This is a genomic window from Lysobacter auxotrophicus (assembly GCF_027924565.1).
Classification (GTDB): Bacteria; Pseudomonadota; Gammaproteobacteria; order Xanthomonadales; family Xanthomonadaceae; genus Lysobacter_J; species Lysobacter_J auxotrophicus.
Map to the genome: position 1 here is coordinate 3317220 of NZ_AP027041.1, position 18641 is coordinate 3335860.

The following is an 18641-nucleotide window of genomic DNA, read 5'->3' on the forward strand; positions in this document are numbered from 1 at the left end:
AGGACCACGCCATGATTCCTACCCGCAACACGACGCGACTGACCGCGACGATCGCCCTGCTCGTTCTGTGCATGGGCGCCGGCGCGCAGACGCCGAAAGCCGACGCCGAGCGCGCGCGCCAGGACGCCGATAAGGCACGGCAGGGTGCGCAGCTCGCCCGACAGGACGCTGCGAAGGCGCGGCAGGACGCCGAACGGACGCGGCAGATCGAAGCCGCGCGCGCCGACCTCAATCGCGCCGCGCAGCGTTATGCCGAGCTCAGCCGCCAGAACGCGAACTTCGACCGCGCGCACTTCGAACGCGAGTTCGAGCGGCGCTTCGCGCGCCAGCCGGTGCTCGGCGTGGTGCTCTCGCCGGACGCGAAGGCCGGCGTGCGCATCGCCGCGGTCACGCCCGGCAGCGCGGCGGCGAAGGCCGGACTCCGCGCGGGCGACGTCCTCACGTCCATCAATGGCGCGAAGCTCGATCAGGCGCAGGCGGATGTGCGGCTGGAGCAGGCGCGCGCGCAGTTGCGCAAGAACGAAATCGACAAGCCCGTGACGCTGGTCTATACGCGCGATGGCCGCGTGGCGACGGCGCGCGCGACCCCGCAACTCGGCGACCGGCTGCTCTTCGCACGCGATGCCGATGGAAACCCGCTTGCGCGTCCGATGCCGATCGTCGCCCCGCAGGTGCGCAACGAACTAATCCGCCTGGATTGCGAGGACGACGACGGCGACTGCCGCCTGCCGCTGCTGTCGGAAGCCTTCCGCTGGAACGGCCTGAACCTCGCGACGGTCGACGCGCAGCTCGGCCGTTACTTCGGTGCGGACCGCGGCGTGCTCGTGCTCAGCACCGGCCCGGAACTGTCGGGCCTGCAGGCCGGCGACGTGATCCAGCGCATCGACAACAAGCCGGTCGCGTCGCCGCGAGAGGCCATGGCGGCGCTGCGCGACAAGCCCGCCGACAGTCGCGTCGCAGTGACCTACCTGCGCGATCGCAAGGGCGCGACGACGCAGATCACCGTGCCGAAGACCGCGATGCTGCGCATCCCGCGTCCGCCGGCGCCGCCCGCGCCGCCTGCCGCACCGAAACCGCCGGCCGCGCCTGCCACGCCCCCGGCGCCGCCCGCACCCGCCGCTCCGCCGGCACCGAAGCCGCCGCTCGCCATCGTTGCACCCGCGCCGCCCGCGCCGCCGAAGGCGCCCGAACCGCCGGAAGGTTTCGTCGGGCACGTGTTCTCGCTCTGATCCCGCGCCCGAATGTCAGGCGTAAAAAAAAACCTCCTGCCGACGTACGGCAGAAGGGTTGGGGTGAGGGAGAGCGTCCTCTCGGTTCGGCCAATCACTACGTTGCCGGAGAAATGCATCGGGGATTCAACACGCTCTTGTAGTCCGGGTAAGCGAAGCGCATCGCACCGTCGTGTAGTTCAGTTTTCCTGCAATGACCGCGCCGCAGCGCGTTGCCTCGGCAAGGCGTCCATTCTTTTTGCGAACCCCGGGGCGGCTTTCGGCCTCACTTCCGCGCGGCTGCCTCCACCGGCGCGCGCTCGACCCACTCGTCGAACACCGCGTCGATCTGCGCATCGCGCACCTTCTTTCCGTCCTCAAGCGAACCGGCCTGCTCGAACAGCGGGATGATCATCGCCATGCCGTCGACCTTCGTCTTCAGGCGCACGCCCGGTGCCTGGCCGAGGTAACGCTCCCAGCGCGCGCGCACCTTCGCCCAGTAGTCCTTCGTCGCGGCCCAGTACGTGTAGGCCGGCTTGAAGTCGACTTCGGTGGTCCTGCGGTAATCGTTGAAGCCGAACTCGCGCGCCAGCTCGACCTGCATGCCGTCCGGCTTGCGTAGCACCTTCGTGTTGAACTGCTCGTGCGTCCAGCCGCCGGGCGTCAGCGTGTGGCGGTTCACCGCGCTGATGGCGTTGTAGTCGCTGCGCTTGGTGTACTCGCGACGCGGCAGCGGACGCCAGCTCGTGTCGCTGGTCCACATCGCGACGCCATTGTCGTAGGTCCACTTGCCGGTACCGCAATAGCGCGGCGCATCGCTCACCTCGTACACGCATTGCGTCCACGCGCCACGCGTCGTGTCGGCCGGAATCGCGCGCACCTGCCAGGTCTGGTCGTCGCTGAATTCGAAGCGTGTCGGCGCCTCGTACGTCCAGTCCTGCCGCCAGTGCTTGGTCACGTGGCCGCTCTTCTCGTCGACGAGGATGTGCTGCAGCACGATCTTCGTCGGCGCGTCCTGCACGACGATCACCGTCTCGTTGCCGCCGCTGCGCATGGCGGGATGGCGTTCGTAGCCGGGCTGCAACAGCACGGTTTCATCGAAGGCGAAGTCGACGAGGTATTCGCCCTGCATCGCAAGGATCGAATCGTGATCGCGGGATGGTTCAGCGAAGGCCGCCGGCGAAAGGGCGGCAGCGAAAAGGCCCAGATGCAGGGCGAGCGTGCGGGGGTTCATGGCGGGCTCGATGAAGTGGGAAAGGGAGGAAGTCGGACGGCTCACCAGCTCACCGACAGGCTGACGCCGATGTTGCGGCCGGCGCTGGTGTAGCGGTCTAGCACGGTGCTGCTCGCGAGCGTGCCGGCCGGCACGTCGGTCGCGTCCCAGTACGTGCGATCGGCGAGGTTGAACACGCCCACGTCGAACACCGCGCCCGGCGCGAAGTTCCAATGCGCGAGCAGGTCGGCGACGCCGTAGCCCGGCACCTCGAACAGGTTCCCCGCCGGCAGGTCGTCCTTGCGTCCGGCGAAGCGGCCGGCGAGCTCGATGCCCCAGGCGTCGGCGTCGTATGCGATGCCGATCGTCGCGCGCAGCGGATCGATCGACGGCAGCGGATCGTTCGTCGTGCGGTCCTCGCCCTTCGACCACGAAGCGGCGCCGCGGATCGACCATCCCGCCAGCGTGTCGCTGTATGCGCCGAGGTCCACGCCGCCGCGCGCTTCGACGCCATGGATTTGCGCGTCCTCGATGTTCTGCGACTGGAACACGATCAGCGGCGTCTGCGGCGGCGCACTCACCTGCACCGACGATTCGATGAAATCGTCGTAGCGGTTGTAATAGGCGGAGACTTCGGCATAGACGGCCTCGTTCGAGAAACGCAGGCCGAACTCGACGCCGTTGCTCTTCTCCGGCTTGAGGTCCGGGTTCGGGATGGCCGTGTAGCCGAACTGCAGGTTGGTGAACCCGAGGTTGACGTCGCTGTAGGGCGGCGCGCGGAAACCATGCTGGTAGCCACCGAACAGCGACCAGTCCTCGTTGAAATGCCACACGGCGCCGAGCTTGGGCGACACGCTGGTTTCGCTCAGCTTCGCCACTTCGACGCCAGGATTGTCCTCGGCGAAGATGGAATCGGGCTTCGGCTCCAGCTTGTAGTAGTCCACGCGCACGGCGGGGATCAGGCGGAATGCGCCGCCCGCGAAGGACATCTCGTCCTGCACGAACACCGCCGCCTGCGTGGTGTCGCTGACGGGGAAATCGCGCACCGGGAAGACGTCGGGCGAGATCACGTTGGTCACCGCGCCGGTCAGCAGGTTGGCCGCGCGGCCATCGCGCTTCTGCCTGAATTGCGTACGCGTGAGTTCGACGCCGTAGGTGATGGCATGTTCGACCGATCCGCCGGCGAGGTCCTTGTGCAGCACGGCGTCGAAGCCGGTCAGGCGCTGGTCGAAATTGAATTTGCGTTCGCGCAGCACGGGGTTGATCGCCACGCCGCCGCGCAGCGTGGCGCGCTCCTCGCGCGTGCGCTGCGTGGTCTCGCTGTCCTGCCGATAGAGCTGCCATTGCAGCGAATCGGCGAATGTCGCGTCGAGCGCATCGACTTCGTGTGAGAACGCCACGCGCGCGCGGGTCTGCCTGTCGTCGCCGGTCTGCGATGCGATGCGCACGGACGCCGGAGTGCCGGGGATCGTCGACGTGTCGCCGATCGCGTTGAGTACGTCCGTGTCGACGTCGTCCTCGTTGCCCTCGACGGTGAGTTTGAAGCGCTGGTGCTCGCTCGTGGCGAACACGAGCTTGGCCAGCAGGCTGCGGCCGTCGGCCTCCTGCGGATTGGGCGCGGTGCGCGAGGCGCCGGTGCTGCGGTTTTCGCCCATGTTCTCGCGCTCCTGGCTTTGGTGATGTCCGACCGCGACCAGGCCCGACCAGCGCTCGCCGCCGAACGCCGCGGTCGCACCGCCGAAGAGGCCGTTGTCCTCGCCGAAGTAACCGAACTTCAAGCCGAAGTAGGCGTCCTTGCCGTCCGCCAGGTAATCCGACGGGTCCTTGGTCACGAACGACACCACGCCGCCCAGCGCGTCGGAGCCGTAGAGCGCGCTGCCCGGGCCGCGCACGACTTCGACCGCCTTGAGCGTGTCGAGGTCGACGAAGTTGCGGTTGGCCTTGGAGAAGCTGCCGATCGAGAACGCGTCCGGCACGGCGATGCCGTCGGTCTCGATGCGCACGCGGTTGCCGCCCAGGCCGCGGATGCGGATGTCGCCCAGGCCGCCGAACCGGCCCGAACCGCCGGACACCGTGATGCCGGGCTCGTAGCGGAACAGGTCCTTCAGGTCGCGCACGAGGTGGCGGTCCATCTCGTCGCGATCGATCGCGGTCACGACGTTCGGTACGTCGTCCAACGCGCGTTGCGTCAGCGTGGCGGTGACGACGATGCGGTCGAGCTCGCTGGCGGACACGGCGCCCGCGGCGGCAGTGGAAAGCGCCGGGTCGCTTCCTTCGGGCGTCGCGTCGTTGGCGAGGGCGACGGTGGGAATGGCGAGCAGCAAAGCAAGGGCAAGGGTGTTGCGGACAGGGTGCATGCGCGGTCTCGGAGTGATTCCGAGGCGGGCTGGCAGCCGTCGCCGGCCGGCTTGCTTGCCTTGGGAGAGAGAGGTTGAAGAGAGAGAGGTGTAGAGATATGCCGCCGTGCGGCCGTGCGCGGCGTTCCTTCCCCAAGGAGTCGCCGCGCGTCGTGCATCGCGGCGGCCGTGCGGCCGCCGTCAGGGAAGGATTACTTGGTGAGGATCAGCTTGTCGTTGCGCGTGTGGCGCAGACGGTAGACCTCGTCGCCGTGGCGGATCAGCACTTCGCGGCCGCCGCGGAGCAGGTCGTCGCTGTCGAGCAGGCCCTGCGCGAACGACGCGGGCATGGACGGGACGGCGGCGACGGCCGCGATGGGCGGCGACAGGCGTTCGGTACGGGGCTTGAGCTGCAGCAGCGTGGGGCGCGTCGACATGGGCGTGGCTCGTTCGAGGGCTCGCCACGGATGATAATGATTCTCATTTGACAGTCAACCCGCCCCGCCGACCGCTTATCCGACGGCGGCCTCGACGCGCTGCCAGTCGCTTTCCGACAGGCGTTCCGAAAGCTCGAGCGCTTCCAGGTTCTGGATCAGCTGTTCGGGCCTGCTCGCGCCGAGGATCACGCTCGACACGTGCGGATTGCGCAGGCACCACGCGATGGCGAGTGGCGCCGGCGCGACGCCGAGTTCCTGCGCGGTCGCGACGAAGCGACGCGCGCGTTCCACCCGCGCGCCCTCCTCGCCCAGCACGGAACGCTGCAGCCAGCCGAGCCCTTCGCGCCCGAGGCGCGCTTCGGTCGGCACGCCGGCGTTGTACTTGCCGGTCAGCAGGCCCGACGCCAGCGGCGACCAGATCGTCGTGCCCAGGCCGTACTCGGCGTAGAGCGGCGCATATTCGAGTTCGACGCGTTCGCGATGCAGCAGGTTGTACTGCGGCTGCTCCATCGTGGGGGCGTACCAGTTGCGTGCGTGCGCAATGCGGTGCGCGTCGCGGATCTGCGCCGCGGTCCACTCCGACGTGCCCCAGTACAGGATCTTGCCCTGGCGGATCAGCGCGTCCATCGCGCCGACGGTTTCCTCGATCGGCGTGTCGGGATCGGGGCGATGGCAGTAGTAGAGGTCGAGCGTTTCCACGCGCAGCCGCTTCAGCGCGGCGTGGCAGGCATCGGTGACGTGCTTGCGCGAAAGACCGCGCTGCGTCGGCCCGGGCTGGTCGACCGCGCCGAAGTACACCTTGCTCGACACGCAGAACCCGTCGCGCGGCAGGCGCAGGTCGGCGATGACGTCGCCCATGACCTTCTCCGCTTCGCCGTTCGCGTAGGTCTCGGCGTTGTCGAAGAAGTTGATGCCGTTGTCCCAGGCCGCGGCGACGAGGTCCCGCGCGGTCGAACGCCCGATCTGGGCCCCGAAGGTAAGCCAGGCGCCAAAGGACAGCGCGGAAAGTTGCAGGCCGGACGAGCCGAGGCGGCGGTATTGCATGGGAAGGCTCCGGAGGATCGGAAAGGCGGGCTCATTCAGTTTAGCCCTGCCGCTGTGCGCGCCCGGTGGGTACAATGCGCGCACTTCCTCCTCCGGGGAGTAGCCCATCCGCCACACCGGCGGAGACCCGCGTCAACACACTTGGCCCACAGGCCATGGCGCGGGAGCGGCAGCCAGCCGACGCCTTCGGGCTCCGGCGAGCGACCACGGGCAAGACCGAAGGCAGGCGTCGCGCGAGCAACTGGCATCCGCCGGGTCGGGCCGCGTGACGGCTGCCTTTCGCGTCCACGCGAAAGCCCGACCCCGGAGCCCTGCATGGATCACTTTCCCCTGCTCACCGCCGCGATTTCCGCCGGCACGGTTGCGCTTGCCGAAATCGGCGACAAGACGCAGCTGCTCGCGCTGCTGCTGGCGGCGCGCTTCCGCAAGCCGCTGCCGATCATCGCCGGCATTCTCGTCGCGACGCTGCTCAACCACGCGTTGGCCGGCTGGTTCGGCACGCTGGTGGCGCAATGGCTGACGCCCCAGGTGCTGCGCTGGGTCGTGGCGATCAGCTTCCTCGCCGTCGCGATGTGGACGCTCAAGCCGGACAAGCTGGACGAAGGCGAGGAATCGCTGCCGGCGCGTGGCGCGTTCGTCGCCACGACGTTCGCCTTCTTCCTGGCCGAGATCGGCGACAAGACGCAGGTCGCGACCGTGCTGCTGGCCGCCAAGTACTCGCCGCTGTGGGAAGTGGTCGTGGGCACGACGGTCGGCATGCTGCTGGCGAACGTGCCGGTGGTGCTGCTGGGCAGCAAGCTGGCCGACCGCCTGCCGCTGAAGGCGGCCCGCTACACGGCGGCGGTGGTGTTCCTCGCGCTGGCGGCGTGGGCCGCGGTGCGCGGGATTTCGTAAGCGACGCACGCGCAGCCGCGCGCCTTCGCTGCGGCAAAGGCGGCGCGGCCGCACGGAAAGCCGCCCGGGCGCGCTATGCTCGGCGCGGCCCGTGAGGGCCGGCAAGCGGGGGAAGCGCATGCTCGGAACCGGCGGAAGGGTCCGCGACGTCGTCGCCGCGCTGTTGGCGCGGCCGGACGAAATCATGTTGGAGATCGGCGCCGGCGGCGAGCTGATGGTCGCGCGCCTGCGCGTGGTCATCGCGGCGATGCTGCTGGTGCTGCCGGTGACGAACGCGCTCGGCGGCGGCAGCGTCAAGGACACGCTGGTCGGCCTGGGCGGCGCGATCGTGGTCAACATCTTCGCGCACCTGTGGCTCGCGCTCGCGCGGCGTCGCCGACTGTTCCGCTGGCTGCCGTTCGCATCTTCCGCGTTCGACGTCACCGCCACCACGGTGCTGCTGATCATCCTCGCCGCCGACCACCTGCCGGCCGGCCTGAACAACCTGACGGCCTGGTGCGGCTATGTGGTGGCGATCGTGTTGACCGCGCCGCGCAGCGACGGCCGTATCGCGCTGTTCGCGGGCGCATTGGCGATCGGCCAGTACTGCCTGCTGGCGGCCTGGGTGTTCGCCACGGCGGGCTCGCCCGAGCAGCTGATTTCCAGCGACTACGGCGCGATCACCCTGCCCGGCCAGCTGCAGCGCGTGATCCTGCTCGGGGTGTTCACGCTGATCACGGCGATGGTCGTCTACCGCATGCAGCGGCTGGTGGAGATGTCCGGCACCGACGGCCTCACCCGCCTGCCCAACCGCACCTGGCTGATGTACCGCGTGCCGCGCCTGTTCGACAGCGTCCGCCACGACGGCGACAGCCTCACGCTGGCGCTGATCGACCTGGACCACTTCAAGCGCATCAACGACGCCCACGGGCACCACGCGGGCGATCGCGCGCTGCGGCACGTCGTGTCGGTGCTGCGCGAGCTTGCCGAACCGGGCGAATGGCTGGTGCGGATCGGCGGCGAGGAATTCGTGCTGCTGCTGCGCAAGCCGATCGGCACCGCCTGGGAACGCGTGGATGCGATCCGCCGCGCGCTCGGCGAGCGGCCGTTCGAACCCGAGCGCGGCGCCGACAACGTGGCGCTGAGCTTCAGCGCCGGGCTGGCCGGGTTCCCGCACGAGGGCTCGGATCTTTCGCGCCTGCTCCGCCGGGCGGACGGTCGCCTCCAGCAGGCCAAGCTGCAGGGGCGGAACAAGGTCGTCGCGCGGGATACCTGACGGGTCTTACCCCCTGACGCGCATTTTTCTGACAGCACGCCGCGGCGAGCCCCTGTGGACGCGCCCGCCGCCGCGGCCGCTCGAGCTCGTCGTAAACTACGCGCCGCCGCAGCCGTGACCCGCCCCCGCGAGGGCTCAGGCCGCATCATTCCTGAACGACAAGACTCGCTGCCGGCCGCCGGTTGCAGGGGAGAAACTGAGTGGAAGCCATTACCCGGGTGGCCTTTGGCCTGTTTGGTCTTGCGGTGCTCATCGGCATCGCGTGGCTGTTCTCGAACAACAAGCGCCGCGTGGACTGGAAGCTGGTGATCACCGGCGTGAGCCTGCAGGTCGCCTTCGCCGCGCTGGTGCTGCTGGTCCCGGGCGGCAAGGACGTGTTCGACGCCATCGGCCACGGCTTCGTGAAGGTGCTCAGCTTCGTCGGCGAAGGCTCGAAGTTCATCTTCGGCAACCTGATGGACGTGAACACCTACGGCTTCATCTTCGCCTTCCAGGTGCTGCCGACCATCATCTTCTTCGCCGCGCTGATGGGCGTGCTCTACCACCTGGGCGTGATGCAGGCGGTCGTGCGCGGCATGGCGTGGGTGATCACCAAGGTGATGCGCGTGTCCGGCGCGGAAACCACCAGCGTCTGCGCCAGCGTCTTCATCGGCCAGACCGAGGCGCCGCTGACGGTGCGTCCGTACATCCCGAAGATGACCGAGTCGGAGCTGATCACGATGATGATCGGCGGCATGGCGCACATCGCCGGCGGCGTGCTCGCCGCGTACGTGGGCATGCTCGGCGGCGGCGACCCGGAGCAGCAGGCGTTCTACGCCAAGCACCTGCTCGCGGCGTCGATCATGGCCGCGCCGGCGACGCTGGTCATCGCCAAGATCCTCATCCCCGAAACCGGCGAGCCGCTCACGCGCGGCACGGTCAAGATGGAAGTGGAGAAGAACACCGCCAACATCATCGACGCCGCCGCGGCGGGCGCCGGCGACGGCCTGCGGCTGGCGCTGAACATCGGCGCGATGCTGCTGGCCTTCATCGCGCTGATCGCGCTGGTGAACTGGCCGCTGTCGTGGTTCGGCGACGTCACCGGCATCTCGGCGGCGATCGGCAAGCCGTTCGACCTCGCGACGATCTTCGGCTACGTGCTCGCGCCGCTGGCGTGGGTGATCGGTACGCCGTGGCAGGACGCGTCCACCGTCGGCAGCCTGATCGGCCAGAAGATCGTGATCAACGAATTCGTCGCGTACCTGCAGCTGGCCGACATCGTCAACGGCAAGGTCGACGGCGTGACGCTGACCGACCAGGGCCGCCTGATCGCCACCTACGCGCTGTGCGGCTTCGCCAACTTCTCCTCGATCGCGATCCAGATCGGCGGCATCGGCGGCCTGGCGCCGGAACGTCGCCAGGACCTCGCGCGCTTCGGCCTGCGCGCGGTGCTCGGCGGTTCGATCGCGACGTTCATGACGGCGACGATTGCCGGCGTGCTGACGTGGTTCGGCAGCTGAGGCGCCATGCTTCGTGATCGGGGATGCGTGATTCGAGAATGCGCAACCCCGCCACGGAGTTCCTTCTGGATGAAGCGATGAGCCCGTCTCCTGCGAATCACGAATCACGAATCACGCATCACGTCCTAGTCGTCGGCTCGTTCAACGTCGACCACGTCTGGACGGTCGCTTCCCTGCCGCGGCCGGGCGAGACGCTCAGCGGGCACTACCACACCGGGCCGGGCGGCAAGGGGTTCAACCAGGCCACGGCCGCGGTGCGCGCCGGCGCTTCGACGACCTTCGTCTGCGCGCTGGGCGAGGATCTGGGCGGGCAGCTCGCACGGGCGCTCGCGGCCGCAGACGGGCTGGATCTTCGCGAACATTCCAGCGAGGCGCCGACCGGCACCGCCGGCATCTACGTCGACCACGACGGCCGCAATTCGATCGTGATCGGCCCGGGCGCGAACGCCGACCTGCCGCTCGCGCATGTGCAGGCGCAGCGCGATGGCATTCACGCCGCGCACGTGCTGCTGGCGCAGCTGGAATCGCCGCTGGCGTCGATCGAAGCGGCGTTCGCGATCGCACGCGAGGCAGGCGTGCGGACCATGCTCAATCCCGCACCGGCCGATGCGCAGGTGCCGGCATCGCTGCTCGCGCTGAGCGACGTGATCACGCCGAACGAAACCGAGTTCTGCGCGCAACTGGCGCGCCACGTCGGCGAACGCGTGGACGCCTCCACCGTGGCGTCCCGCGACGACGACACGTTGCACGCCTGGTGCCGCCGCCTGCTGCCGCACGGCACGGTCGTGGTGACGCTCGGCGCCGCCGGGTGCTTCGTTTCGCATGCGGACGGCGCGCTCCATCGCGATGCCCGCACGCATTACCGCGTGGCCGCGGCGAAGGTGCAGCCGCACGACACCACCGGCGCGGGCGACGCGTTCAACGGCGCGCTCGCGGCCTCATGGGCGCTGCGTCCGGACGCGGCGTTCGCCGACCACCTGCATTACGCGAACCGCTACGCGGCGCTTTCGACCGAGCGCGCCGGTGCGGCGGTTTCCATGCCGCGGGATGAGGAAGTGCGCGCGCGCTTCGCTTGAGCTTTCAGCCGTCACCCGCAGAGTGGACTCCCTCCCCTGCATGCAGGGGAGGGTTGGGGAGGGGTGCAGTGCACGGCGCCAAGCGCTGACAGTCGCCTCGATCGGCCAAGAGCCGGTACCAACCGCATCACTGCATCGCATGTCTTGCCCCTCACCCCAACCCCTCTCCCGTTGGGAGAGGGGCTTTGAGCATTCGGCGCATCACTGCACCGCGCGTCCCGACCCTCACCCCAACCCCTCTCCCGTTGGGAGAGGGGCTTTGAGCATTGGGCGCATCACTGCACCGCGCGTCCCGCCCCTCACTCCAACCCCTCTCCCGGTGGGAGAGGGGCTGAAGGCCGCTGCGCCACTGCCCGACCCAGGGGCTGAAAGCTGCGCCCAGCCGCCCGCTAGCACAAACTCTCGATCTATCAAATAAGAATTATTCGCATTAACATGGCGGGCTTTCGACGTCCTGGAATCCCGATGCTCCGCCGCCATGCCCTCGCCAGCGCGCTGCTGGCTGTCCTTGTCGCGCCCGTCGCACACGCCGATGAAGCCACCGACATCGACCGCGTCACCGTTTCCGCCAGCACCAGCCGCATTCCCGATTCCGAGGCCGCGCTGCCCAACACGATCACGGTGATCGACCAGGCGCAGCTGCAGCAGCAGCTGGCGCTGACGCAGGACGTCTCGCAGGTGCTGGCGAACCTGATTCCCTCCTTCGCGCCCTCGCGCCAGAAACTCACTAACAGCGGCGAAACGCTGCGCGGCCGCAAGCCGCTGTACCTGGTCGATGGCGTGCCGCAGTCCACGCCGCTGCGCGACGGCGGTCGCGACGGCCACACCATCGATCCGGCGATGATCGAGCGCATCGAGGTCATCCACGGCGCCAACGCGCTGCAAGGCCTGGGCGCGTCCGGCGGCATCATCAACATCATCACCAAGCGCGCGCCGCGCCAGGACGGCCAGTCCTTCCAGGACGTGTCGGCGTCCGCGTCCACCGCGCTGCCGCACGAAAGCGACAGCACCGGCTATCGCGCGTCCTACCTGTTCGGCACGCGCAGCGGCGCGTTCGATTTCGTGGGCGGCGCCTCGTACGCGAGCGAAGGCCTGTACTACGACGGCGACGGCGATTCGATCGCGGTCAACGACGTGCAGGGCGACCTGATGGACGCGGAGAGCTACAACCTCTTCGCCAAGGCCGGCTGGAACCTCGACGAAAGCCGCCGCCTGCAGGTCAGCGCGAACCGCTACGAACTGCAGGGCAACAACCACTACCACGCGGTCAACGGGAACCTCGCGACCGGCGAGTTGGCGACCTCCGCGCGCGGCGGCAGCGAGGGCGAAGGCCCGCGCAACCGCTCCACGTCGCTGACGCTGGACTACACCGACAAGGCGCTCGCCGGCGGTTATTTCCAGGCGCAGCTGTACTGGGTCGATTTCGAGGCGCTGTACGGCGGCAGCTACTGGGGCGACTTCTGGGGCGACGGCCGCGATCCGGACTGGTACGACCAGTCGCAGAACCTGTCGGAAAAGCTCGGCGGCAAGTTCAGCTGGTCGCGCGGCGACCTGTTCGGCCTGCGCCTGCGCGCGACGGTCGGCCTGGACCTCGCGCGCGACACGACCTCGCAGGAGCTCGTGCGTGCCGGCATCGACTGGGTGCCGGAAACCTCGTACGAATCGGTGTCCCCGTTCGTGCAGCTGGAGTGGTGGGTCGCCGATTCGGTGATGCTCACCGGCGGCCTGCGCCACGAGCGCGGCAAGCTCAAGGTCGACGACTACCTGACCATTCCCGACCAGCGCCTGACGCCCGGCGTGCACGGCACGCGCTACCTCGTCCAGGGCGGTTCGCCGCGGACCAGCGAGACGCTGCCCAACGTCGGCATCGTCTGGGAAGCCACCGACGCACTGAAGCTGTACGCGTCGTATTCGGAAGGTTACACGGTGGCCGACATCGGCCGCGTGCTGCGCGCGATCAACACGCCGAACCAGCGCGTGGACACGCTGGTCGACCTGCAGCCGGTCATCGCCGACAACCAGGAAATCGGCCTGGATTACGACGACGGCCGCTGGCTGGTGCATCTGGCGGCGTTCTGGTCCGATTCCGACCTCGGTTCGCGCCTGGCCTTCGACCCGGCCACGCAGTTCTACCAGGTCGTGCGCGAGCGCACCGAGATCGACGGCTTCGAAGGCAGCGTCGCCTACCAGTTCAACGACGCCACGCGCATCGGCGTCGCCTACGCGCAGACCGACGGCCGCTACGACAGCAACGGCGACGATCGCGTCGACAGCGACCTGCCTGGCGTGAACGTTGCCCCGGACCGCGCGACCGCGTTCTGGGACCAGGCCTGGACGCCGGCGATCTCCACGCGCCTGCAGGCGAGCCATTCGTTCGACCGCGATTTCGATTACCGCGGCACGACACTGCCGGCGCAGTTCGAGGGCTACACGACGGTCGACCTGCAGGCGCGGTTCCCGCTGCCGGTCGGCGCGCTGAACGTGGGCATCGAGAACCTGTTCGGCGAGCAGTACACGACGTACTACTCGCAGACCACGCCGCGCGCGGACACCTACACCGCCGGTCGCGGCCGCGTGCTGACGGTAGGCTGGTCGCACCGGTTCTGATCGCCACCCGCCATGGACATGCCCGCCACCGCACCTGCGACGAAGGCACCGCCGAAACGGCGCGTGCGCGCGGTGCTGTCGTGGCTGCACCTGTGGACGGGGCTCACCGCGGGACTGGTGTTCGCGCTCGCCTCGCTGGCGGGCGCGGTGCTGGTGTTCCATGTCGACCTGCTGAAACTGCAGCATCCGCAGCTCGCGCAGCACGCGCCCGTCGCCGACGGCCGCGTGCTCGCGCAGCTGATCGAACGCTGGGGCCCCGAAGGCATGCGTTCGCTCGACCTGCCGCGCGACGAGCTCCCGGTGTGGCAGGCGTATTTCGAGGACGGGCATCGTCAGTACTTCGCGCCGGAAGACGGCGCGTTGCTGCTGTATCGCAGCCACCACGACGACGTACTGCTGTGGCTGCACGAGTGGCACGTCGATCTGCTCGGCGGGAAGACCGGACGCGACGTGTGGGGCGTGATCGGCTGGATTTCGCTGGCGATGATCCTGATCGGGCTGTACCTGTGGTGGCCGAAGTCGGGGCGCTACCTGGCGCAACTGAAAATGCACGCGGGCCCGCCGGTGCGGCGCTGGCTCACGTGGCATCGCAGCGCGGGCGTGATCCTGCTGCCGCTGCTGTTGCTGGCGACCGTGACCGGCGTCGGCATGGTGTATTCGAAAGGTTTCCAGAAGGCGCTGACGGGCGCGTTCGGCGGGAAGAACGTGAAGGCGCCGGAGCTTCCGGCGAGCACGACCGCCATCGACTGGACGCGCGCGATCGCGCAGGCGCGCGTCGCGATCCCGCAGGCGCGGCTGGCGCGCGTGTCGGTGCCCGATCCCGATGAAGGCGCGGTGTCTTTCCGGCTGCAGGCCCATGGCGAATGGCATCCGGTCGGGCGCAGTACGGTCGTTCTGTCGCGCGAGGGGCGCGTCGTGCAGGCGTTCGACGCCACGACGCACCAGCTCGGCATGCGCATGAGCCAGGCGTTCTACCCGCTGCACGTCGGCGCGGTGGGCGGCACGGCGATGAAGTGGATCACCGCGTTCATCGGCCTGCTGCCGATGTTCCTGCTGGCGACCGGCTTCCTGTTCTGGCGGCGGCGACGCGGGAAGCGCTGACCGACGCTTGCGCGAGGCGTGAACGCGCGGAGCCCGGCGTTCGCCGGGAAGGCGGACGGCCCCCGGTACAATGGCGCCATGTCCGCCCTTTCCTTCCGCATCGGCCCGCACGAGATCGCCCCGCGCGTCGTCCTGGCGCCGATGGCGGGCGTGACCGACAAGCCCTTCCGCATCCTGTGCAAGCGCATGGGCGCCGGGCTGTGCGTGTCGGAGATGACGACGTCGGACCCGCGCTTCTGGACGACCTCGAAGTCGCGCCACCGCATGGACCACGACGGCGAGCCGGCCCCGATCAGCGTGCAGATCGCCGGCACCGTGCCGGAGGTGATGGCCGATGCGGCGCGCTACAACGTCGACCACGGCGCGCAGATCATCGATATCAACATGGGCTGCCCGGCGAAGAAGGTGTGCAACGCGTGGGCGGGATCGGCGCTGATGCGCGAACCCGAACTCGTCGCGCGCATCCTCGACGCCGTCGTGCGCGCGGTGGACGTTCCGGTCACGCTGAAAATCCGCACCGGCTGGGCCGAAGGCCAGCGCAACGCGCTGCAGATCGCGCGCATCGCGGAGAGTGCCGGCATCGCCGCGCTCGCCGTACACGGGCGCACGCGCGACCAGCAGTACACCGGCTTCGCCGAGTACGACACGATCGCGCAGGTGAAAGCGGCGCTGTCGATCCCGGTGTTCGCCAACGGCGACATCGATTCGCCGCACAAGGCCGCGCAGGTGCTCAAGCACACCGGCTGCGATGCGGTGCTGGTCGGTCGCGCCGCGCAGGGCCGGCCGTGGATCTTCCGCGAGATCGCGCATTACCTGGAACACGGCGAAACCTTGCCGGAACCGACGCTGGCCGAAGTGCGCGACGTGCTGCTCGGGCATCTGGAACACCTGCACGCGTTCTACGGCGAGGTGTCCGGCGTGCGCATCGCGCGCAAGCACCTGGGCTGGTACGCGAAGGATCGCCCGGAGAACACGGCGTTCCGCGCGGTGGTGAACCGCGCCGAGACGCCCGAGGCGCAGCTCTGCCTCACGCGCGACTACTTCGATGCGTTGATCGCGGGCGTGCACCCGCTGGGCGTGGCGGCGTAAGAAGTCGTCGTTCCCGCGCTGGCGGGAAACCAATTCCCAGACGCATCACACCCTACGGAAAGGCCGATGCGGCCGGACAGCTGGACCCCCGCCTCCGCGGGGATGACGGTGGTGTTGCGGGGACCGGAATGGGATGGCACGTTCCTGCGATGACGGCTGGTTCTTAACTTCCCGCATGCGAGCATTCCCGCATCCGCTTCATGCACCGGTGCCCCATGTCCGATACCTCGTCCTCCTGTTCCGACTTCCCTTATCTGCACGGCTTCTCGTCGACCGAACAGGCGCGCCTGGTGAAGCAGGCCCGACTGGCCGAATCGACGATCTTCCACAACATCGACTACAGCAACGCGCGGCGCCTGCTCGAAGTCGGCAGCGGCGTCGGTGCGCAGACCGAGATCCTGCTTCGCCGCTTCCCCGAACTGCACGCGACCTGCGTCGATCTCAACGAAGCGCAGCTAGACGCCGCGCGCACCAACCTCGATGCGATGCCGTGGATGAAGGGTCGCTACGAGCTGCACCAGGCCGACGCGACCAGCCTGCCGTTCGAGGCGCGCAGCTTCGATGCGGCGTTCCTGTGCTGGGTGCTCGAACACGTGCCCTCGCCTTCGCGCGTGCTCAACGAGGTGCGTCGCGTCCTGGCGCCGGGATCGCCGGTGTACATCACCGAGGTGATGAACTCCTCGTTCCTGCTCGATCCCTACTCGCCCAACGTGTGGCGCTACTGGATGGCCTTCAACGATTTCCAGTACGACAGCGGCGGCGATCCGTTCGTCGGCGCGAAGCTCGGCAACCTGCTGTTGGCCGGCGGTTTCCGCGATGTCACCACCGACGTGAAGACGTTCTATTTCGACAACCGCGAGCCGGCGCGGCGCAAGACGATGATCGCGTTCTGGGAAGAGCTGCTGCTTTCGGCCGCCGACCAGCTCATCGAAGCGGGCAAGGTCACGCAGGAAGTCGTCGACGGCATGCGCCGCGAAATGCATCAGGTGCAGAACGATCCGGATGCGGTGTTCTTCTATGCCTTCGTGCAGGCGCGCGCGGTCGTGTACTGAGCGCGGGAGCTGGTGTCGGGGCGCTCGTTGCGCGCTTGGTGAGAAAGGTGAAGACCGTCGACAATTTCGCATGAAACCTTCATGCGCATGTGCCTTCCACGCGCACGCGACGAACGGTGCAGGTCGAAAGTAACAGCCCCCTTCGGCCGATGTTTTTCTTCGGTGCATGACCCAACCTGCAAGCGTCGGGGCGTCCCCTCTGCGGGCCACCGCAGCGCTCCGGCGGACCAGGAGGCCACTCATGAAAGCCAAGATTGCATTCATCGCGCTGGCGATGGCGGTAACGGCCCCGGCATGGGCCGCCGATCCGGTGGGCGATCTGTCGAAGATCACCGGGCTGTCCGAGCGCAAGGTACAGATGATCGTCGGCAACCGCACCGCGTTCGCCGAGTATCCGTACACCTACGACCGCGCGCTCGACAAGTTCGTCGCCGCCATCGGCAAGGACAACTACAACCGCCTGATGGACGGTGAAGCCGTCGCCCTGCACGACGCCAAGGGCAACGAATACCTCGTGCAGATCGATCGCAAGGCGCTGCTGGAGCGCAACGCGCTGTAGGTCCGGCCGGGGCGCCGCGGCAGGGCGTCGCTCCGGGCGGGCGGGTTCCCCTCACGACAAGGTGCTGACGTGAACAGTTCAACGTCCGTTTGAAGGGACCGCATGCGCACGGCATGCGGTTCCGGCGGACGTGTCGGCGCACCTGTGCACCGGACGCGTGTTCACCTCAGTTCGACCGCTCAGTTCGCCCCGTCGCGTTCCGCCGAATGTGCGGCGGCGACGTCACCGTCGGGCTCGTGCCAGATGCGATGCCACATCGCACCGAGTCGACGTCCCGCTTCCCACGGCCACTGCAATTGCTCGGGCGCGATGGACTTCCATTCGCCGGCTTCCTGCCGCGCGACCGCGAAACGGAAGCTGTAGTCGGGCTCGGCGCCCATGCGCAGGTCCGACAGCACCAGCGTGCCCTCGTGCACCTGCGCCTTCATGAAGCCGCGATTGAACCACTGCAGCCGCTGTACGGCCGGCAGCTCGCGCACCTGCGCCAACGCGGCGACGTCGGAGGCGTGATGCCGGAAACGCATCGGACCGCGATCGGCCACCAGCGAGCGTTCGCCTTCGACGAATCCATCCGGCGTCATCGCCACCACGCGCCACAGCAGGATGTTGAACGGCATCGGCACGGAGAACCGCCGCGCGTTCTCCAGTTGCTGCGCCGCAAGCGCCTGGTCGGCCGCGCGCTCGACCTGATGCTTGGCGAGGAGCGACAGCCCCAGGTACAGCGAACTCAGCGCGAGCCCTGCGACGAGCGCGGGCTGCGCGATGCGCCGCTCGCGCGCGAACCACGCGATCGCGCACGCGAGCAACAGCCACACCGTATAGAGCGGGTCGATGATGAACACGCTGGACCACATCGCCGGCGGCATCGGCAGCGGCCACAGCAGCTGCGTGCCGTAGACGGTGAACGCGTCGAGCAGCGGGTGCGTCAGCAGTGCGACCTGCATCGCCCAGAACCAGCGCGTCGGCGATTGCGCGACGCGCCCGCCGCGCGAGCGGAACCACGCCCAGATCGCCCACGCGACGAGCGGCAGCACCAGCAGCGAATGGCTCCAGCTGCGATGCCACGTCATGCGCGCGACGGGGTCGTTGGTGATCAGGTTGATCGGCAGCACGTCGAGGTCGGGCAACGTGCCGAGCGCGGCGCCGGCGAGCAGCGCGGCACGGCGATGTTGCGGCGGGGCGATGGCGGCGGCGACGGCGGCGCCGAGGACGATCTGGGTGAAGGAATCCATGCCGGGATGCTAGCGGGTTCGCGAGCTTGGATGTTTGAG

The 18641-nt window shown here is 68.6% G+C and carries 15 protein-coding genes; 10 read left to right on the forward strand and 5 right to left on the reverse strand.

What is annotated here, in order from left to right; all coding sequences use genetic code 11:
- Nucleotides 1–11 precede the first annotated feature (11 nt).
- A complete protein-coding gene (locus tag LA521A_RS15100; RefSeq protein ID WP_281779683.1) occupies nt 12–1229 on the forward strand; it encodes a PDZ domain-containing protein in 1218 nt (405 codons plus the stop codon).
- Nucleotides 1230–1494: 265 nt separating this feature from the next.
- Here the strand turns inward: LA521A_RS15100 and LA521A_RS15105 are convergent, their stop codons facing one another.
- The 4 genes from LA521A_RS15105 to LA521A_RS15120 all read right to left on the reverse strand — a co-directional run bounded on the left by LA521A_RS15105 (nt 1495) and on the right by LA521A_RS15120 (nt 6238).
- On the reverse strand, nt 1495–2442 hold the full coding sequence (locus tag LA521A_RS15105; protein ID WP_281779684.1) for a DUF6607 family protein: 948 nt from the start codon (nt 2440–2442) through the stop codon (nt 1495–1497).
- A gap of 41 nt (nt 2443–2483) precedes the next feature.
- The gene (locus LA521A_RS15110; RefSeq protein ID WP_281779685.1) at nt 2484–4778 is read right to left on the reverse strand and encodes a TonB-dependent hemoglobin/transferrin/lactoferrin family receptor; all 2295 of its coding nucleotides are present in this window, start codon (nt 4776–4778) and stop codon (nt 2484–2486) included.
- A gap of 191 nt (nt 4779–4969) precedes the next feature.
- Nucleotides 4970–5194 (reverse strand): hemin uptake protein HemP, encoded by a 225-nt coding sequence (locus tag LA521A_RS15115; RefSeq protein WP_281779686.1) that lies wholly within the window; start codon nt 5192–5194, stop codon nt 4970–4972.
- Nucleotides 5195–5269: 75 nt separating this feature from the next.
- Nucleotides 5270–6238, reverse strand: coding sequence for an aldo/keto reductase (locus tag LA521A_RS15120; RefSeq protein ID WP_281779687.1), 969 nt, complete (start codon nt 6236–6238; stop codon nt 5270–5272).
- A 315-nt stretch (nt 6239–6553) separates the two neighbouring features.
- Between LA521A_RS15120 and LA521A_RS15125 the strand changes: the two genes are divergently transcribed.
- From LA521A_RS15125 to LA521A_RS15165, 9 genes are all read left to right on the forward strand, one after another.
- On the forward strand, nt 6554–7132 hold the full coding sequence (locus LA521A_RS15125; protein WP_281779688.1) for a TMEM165/GDT1 family protein: 579 nt from the start codon (nt 6554–6556) through the stop codon (nt 7130–7132).
- Nucleotides 7133–7316: 184 nt separating this feature from the next.
- On the forward strand, nt 7317–8387 hold the full coding sequence (locus tag LA521A_RS15130; RefSeq protein WP_281779689.1) for a GGDEF domain-containing protein: 1071 nt from the start codon (nt 7317–7319) through the stop codon (nt 8385–8387).
- 200 nt (nt 8388–8587) lie between these two features.
- Nucleotides 8588–9886 carry a NupC/NupG family nucleoside CNT transporter gene (locus LA521A_RS15135; RefSeq protein ID WP_281779690.1) on the forward strand — a complete coding sequence of 433 codons (1299 nt, stop codon included), beginning with the start codon at nt 8588–8590 and terminating at the stop codon, nt 9884–9886.
- A 77-nt stretch (nt 9887–9963) separates the two neighbouring features.
- The gene (locus tag LA521A_RS15140) at nt 9964–10962 is read left to right on the forward strand and encodes a ribokinase (RefSeq protein ID WP_281779691.1); all 999 of its coding nucleotides are present in this window, start codon (nt 9964–9966) and stop codon (nt 10960–10962) included.
- Between the two features lie 465 nt (nt 10963–11427).
- A complete protein-coding gene (locus LA521A_RS15145; protein ID WP_281779692.1) occupies nt 11428–13569 on the forward strand; it encodes a TonB-dependent receptor in 2142 nt (713 codons plus the stop codon).
- 12 nt (nt 13570–13581) lie between these two features.
- Nucleotides 13582–14670, forward strand: a complete 1089-nt coding sequence (locus tag LA521A_RS15150; protein ID WP_281779693.1) for a PepSY-associated TM helix domain-containing protein — start codon at nt 13582–13584, stop codon at nt 14668–14670.
- 78 nt (nt 14671–14748) lie between these two features.
- A complete protein-coding gene (gene dusB, locus LA521A_RS15155) occupies nt 14749–15759 on the forward strand; it encodes a tRNA dihydrouridine synthase DusB (RefSeq protein ID WP_281779694.1) in 1011 nt (336 codons plus the stop codon).
- Nucleotides 15760–15974: 215 nt separating this feature from the next.
- The gene (locus LA521A_RS15160; protein WP_281779695.1) at nt 15975–16811 is read left to right on the forward strand and encodes a class I SAM-dependent methyltransferase; all 837 of its coding nucleotides are present in this window, start codon (nt 15975–15977) and stop codon (nt 16809–16811) included.
- A gap of 241 nt (nt 16812–17052) precedes the next feature.
- A complete protein-coding gene (locus LA521A_RS15165) occupies nt 17053–17370 on the forward strand; it encodes a hypothetical protein (RefSeq protein ID WP_281779696.1) in 318 nt (105 codons plus the stop codon).
- 179 nt (nt 17371–17549) lie between these two features.
- On the opposite strand, the gene LA521A_RS15170 is transcribed toward LA521A_RS15165, so the two are convergent.
- Nucleotides 17550–18602 carry a metal-dependent hydrolase gene (locus tag LA521A_RS15170; RefSeq protein WP_281779697.1) on the reverse strand — a complete coding sequence of 351 codons (1053 nt, stop codon included), beginning with the start codon at nt 18600–18602 and terminating at the stop codon, nt 17550–17552.
- Nucleotides 18603–18641 lie beyond the last annotated feature (39 nt).

Bases quoted from the DNA above. Each gene is read 5' to 3' on its own strand.
- LA521A_RS15100 (WP_281779683.1), top strand. From the start codon at position 12: ATGATTCCTACCCGCAACACGACGCGACTGACCGCGACGATCGCCCTG.
- LA521A_RS15105 (WP_281779684.1), bottom strand. From the start codon at position 2,442: ATGAACCCCCGCACGCTCGCCCTGCATCTGGGCCTTTTCGCTGCCGCC.
- LA521A_RS15110 (WP_281779685.1), bottom strand. From the start codon at position 4,778: ATGCACCCTGTCCGCAACACCCTTGCCCTTGCTTTGCTGCTCGCCATT.
- LA521A_RS15115 (WP_281779686.1), bottom strand. From the start codon at position 5,194: ATGTCGACGCGCCCCACGCTGCTGCAGCTCAAGCCCCGTACCGAACGC.
- LA521A_RS15120 (WP_281779687.1), bottom strand. From the start codon at position 6,238: ATGCAATACCGCCGCCTCGGCTCGTCCGGCCTGCAACTTTCCGCGCTG.
- LA521A_RS15125 (WP_281779688.1), top strand. From the start codon at position 6,554: ATGGATCACTTTCCCCTGCTCACCGCCGCGATTTCCGCCGGCACGGTT.
- LA521A_RS15130 (WP_281779689.1), top strand. From the start codon at position 7,317: ATGTTGGAGATCGGCGCCGGCGGCGAGCTGATGGTCGCGCGCCTGCGC.
- LA521A_RS15140 (WP_281779691.1), top strand. From the start codon at position 9,964: ATGAGCCCGTCTCCTGCGAATCACGAATCACGAATCACGCATCACGTC.
- LA521A_RS15145 (WP_281779692.1), top strand. From the start codon at position 11,428: ATGCTCCGCCGCCATGCCCTCGCCAGCGCGCTGCTGGCTGTCCTTGTC.
- LA521A_RS15150 (WP_281779693.1), top strand. From the start codon at position 13,582: ATGGACATGCCCGCCACCGCACCTGCGACGAAGGCACCGCCGAAACGG.
- dusB (WP_281779694.1), top strand. From the start codon at position 14,749: ATGTCCGCCCTTTCCTTCCGCATCGGCCCGCACGAGATCGCCCCGCGC.
- LA521A_RS15160 (WP_281779695.1), top strand. From the start codon at position 15,975: ATGTCCGATACCTCGTCCTCCTGTTCCGACTTCCCTTATCTGCACGGC.
- LA521A_RS15165 (WP_281779696.1), top strand. From the start codon at position 17,053: ATGAAAGCCAAGATTGCATTCATCGCGCTGGCGATGGCGGTAACGGCC.
- LA521A_RS15170 (WP_281779697.1), bottom strand. From the start codon at position 18,602: ATGGATTCCTTCACCCAGATCGTCCTCGGCGCCGCCGTCGCCGCCGCC.